This window comes from Hyphomonas sp., assembly GCF_046313735.1.
Lineage (GTDB): Bacteria > Pseudomonadota > Alphaproteobacteria > Caulobacterales > Hyphomonadaceae > Hyphomonas.
This window is the reverse complement of the sequence record NZ_JBKBXW010000081.1, coordinates 1-3107: the sequence shown is the minus strand read 5'-3', so window position 1 is coordinate 3107 and position 3107 is coordinate 1. Positions and strand designations below refer to the sequence as shown.

At 64.6% G+C, this 3107-nt stretch carries 3 protein-coding genes; all 3 read left to right on the top strand.

Going from position 1 to position 3107, the window contains the following annotated elements:
- Positions 1-760, top strand: a 760-nt coding sequence (locus tag ACK4SV_RS16470; protein ID WP_409918930.1) for an isoaspartyl peptidase/L-asparaginase family protein, incomplete at its 5' end; no start/stop codon positions are given.
- Between the two features lie 60 nt (positions 761-820).
- Positions 821-2548 carry a dihydroxy-acid dehydratase gene (gene ilvD / locus ACK4SV_RS16465; protein WP_409918929.1) on the top strand — a complete coding sequence of 576 codons (1728 nt, stop codon included), beginning with the start codon at positions 821-823 and terminating at the stop codon, positions 2546-2548.
- Between the two features lie 91 nt (positions 2549-2639).
- Positions 2640-3107 (top strand): hypothetical protein (locus ACK4SV_RS16460; protein WP_409918928.1); only part of this gene is annotated, 468 nt, incomplete at its 3' end.

The window sequence follows — 3107 nt, the reverse complement described above, 5'->3', positions numbered from 1 at the left end:
CGCAGTTGAAGCGACCGTCCTGATCATGGAGGATGACCCACTATTCAACGCCGGCAAAGGCGCCGTGTTCACCGCCGCGGGCACGCATGAACTCGACGCGTCCATCATGGATGGGCGCCGCCGCGATGCAGGCGCGGTCGCCGGTGTCACACGCGTGAAGAACCCGATCCGGGCGGCACGGGCCGTCATGGAACAGTCCGAGCACGTCATGTTCGCCGGAGCTGGGGCGGATGCCTTTGCCGAGGCGCAAGGCCTGGAACTCGTCGATAACACCTACTTCAACACCGATCGCCGCCGCGAGGCGCTCGAGCGCGTGCTCGAGCAGCGCACCCGCAGCGACGCGGACCGCCACGGCACCGTCGGCGCCGTCGCCATTGACCGTGACGGCAACATCGCGGCCGCCACCACCACCGGCGGCATGACCGCTAAGGCAGCCGGGCGCATCGGGGACACGCCGCTGATCGGCGCGGCAACCTATGCCGAGAACGGCGTCTGCGCGGTCTCGGCAACCGGACACGGCGAATACTTCATCCGCGTCGGAGTCGCCAAGACGATTTGCGACCGCGTGAAACTCGCGGGCGAGGACATCACCACGGCGGCTGAGGTGGCTCTGGCCGAGGTCGCCGCTCTGGGCGGCGATGGCGGTGTGATCGTCATCGGCGGCGACGGCGCCTACAGCTTCGTGTTCAACTCCGAAGACATGTACCGCGGCGTATCCAGCCCCGCCGGGGCAAGTGTTGCCATTTATCGCGACGAATAAGGCTCTTTGCGGTAAGGAATTTGCGCGCTAGGGCGAGTGGCAAAATCAAAGGATACCGTCATGTCCAAGACCTGGGACAAATCCCGCCTGCCCTCCCGCCATGTCACCGAAGGCCCGGAGCGTGCGCCGCATCGCAGCTATTATTACGCGATGGGCCTCTCAACCAAGGACATCAAGAAACCCTTCGTAGGGGTCGCGTCCTGCTGGAACGAGGCCGCGCCCTGCAACACGGCGCTGATGCGCCAGGCGCATGCGGCGTCCGAAGGCGTCAAGGCAGCGGACGGCACGCCGCGCGAATTCTGCACCATCACCGTCACGGACGGCATCGCGATGGGCCATGAAGGCATGCGCTCGTCCCTCGTTAGCCGCGAAGTGATTGCGGATTCGGTGGAGCTCACCATGCGCGGCCATGGCTATGACGCGCTGGTCGGCGTCGCGGGATGCGACAAGTCTCTGCCCGGCATGATGATGGCGATGCTGCGCCTGAACGTGCCCAGCGTTTTCCTCTATGGCGGCTCCATCCTGCCTGGCTCATTTGAGGGCCGGGATGTCACAGTGCTTGACGTGTTCGAAGCCGTCGGCGCGCATGCAGCCGGCTCGACCGACATGACGAGTGCCAAGCTCGAAGCACTCGAAAAAGTCGCCTGCCCCGGTGACGGCGCTTGCGGTGGCCAGTTTACGGCCAACACCATGGCCTGCGTCTCCGAGGCAATTGGCCTTGCCCTGCCGCTCTCGTCTGCGCTCCCCGCGCCGTATACGGACCGGGACGGCTACGCCGTCGCTTCCGGCAAGGCGGTCATGGACCTGATCGAAAAGAATCTCCGTCCACGCAATATCTGCACCCGCAAAGCCTTCGAAAATGCCGCCATCGTTGTCGCGGCCACGGGCGGTTCGACCAATGCGGCGCTGCACCTGCCAGCGATGGCGCATGAGTGCGGCGTACAGTTCGACCTCGCGGACGTTGCCGAAATCTTCAAGAAGACGCCCTATCTCGCGGATTTGAAGCCTGGCGGAAACTATGTCGCCAAGGATTTCGGGGCGGCCGGCGGCGTCCCGATGCTGATGAAGACGCTGCATGAGGCGGGTCTCATCCATGGCGATTGCATGACCGTGACCGGCCAGACCTGGGCAGAATATCTCGAGGACGTTACCTGGAACCCGGACCAGAAAGTCATCCGGCCTGTGTCCGACCCGCTCAGCCCGACCGGAGGCGTTGTCGGCCTATGGGGGTCGCTCGCCCCGGACGGGGCCATCGTCAAGGTCGCCGGCATGAAGAACCTGAAATTCTCCGGCCCGGCCCGCGTGTTCGATGGCGAAGAAGCCTGCTTCAAGGCCGTCAGCAACCGCGAATACAAGGAAGGGGAGGTTCTGGTCATTCGCTATGAAGGCCCCAAGGGCGGACCCGGCATGCGTGAGATGCTGTCGACCACCGCTGCCCTCTATGGTCAGGGCATGGGCGACAAGGTTGCGCTCATCACCGATGGGCGCTTCTCCGGCGCAACCCGCGGCTTCTGCGTCGGCCATGTCGGGCCGGAAGCGCAGGACGGCGGACCGATCGCCCTGCTCCGTGACGGCGACCTTATCACAATGGACGCCGAGGCTGGCACCATTGATGTCCGCCTTACGCCTGCCGAGATAGCAGATCGCAAGCGCGAATGGGCACCGCGCGAGACGCTGTATGGGTCCGGGGCGCTGCAGAAATTCGCGAAACTGGTCGGCCCCGCGCACCAGGGCGCGGTCACGCATCCAGGCTTTGCGGGCGAGCGCCATGTCTATGCGGATATCTAAGGCCAATAGCCGGTTTTCCGGACTGCCCCTTTCGACGGGCGGCAACACACCCTAAGCTGGCCCTGTTGAAAACTGGCGCGGAAGAGGTGGAATGGCAGATCATCTGACAGAGGCGGCAGCCGAGCTGCGGCAGGCCCTCGCGGACATGCCGGCGGAGTTCCAGAGCTTTGCGGAGGTGTTCGAGACACAGATCCGCCCTGCCCTGCAGGAGCGCGAAGCGGACCGGATCAAGGCGGCTAAGCGCGCCGTTCAGTGCCGTTGGGCCGCCGGCGTGATCTCCGTCATTGCTGTGCTCGCCTGGTTCACATTCGGCCATTTCTGGATTGCCATTGTCGGCGGGCTGCTGGCCGCCATGGTCGTCGCTGCCGGCGAATACCTACTCAACCAGATTGCGAAAGAGGCCAAGGCGCTGATCGTCGTGCCGATCTCGGAAAAGCTTGGTGTGCGCTTCACGATTGCGCCCGGCATCGTCGCATCGATCCACAAGCACAGGGAGATCGGCGTCGTGCCCGGATGGGACCGCGCCAAATACGAAGACCTGATCACCGGCCAGCGGCGG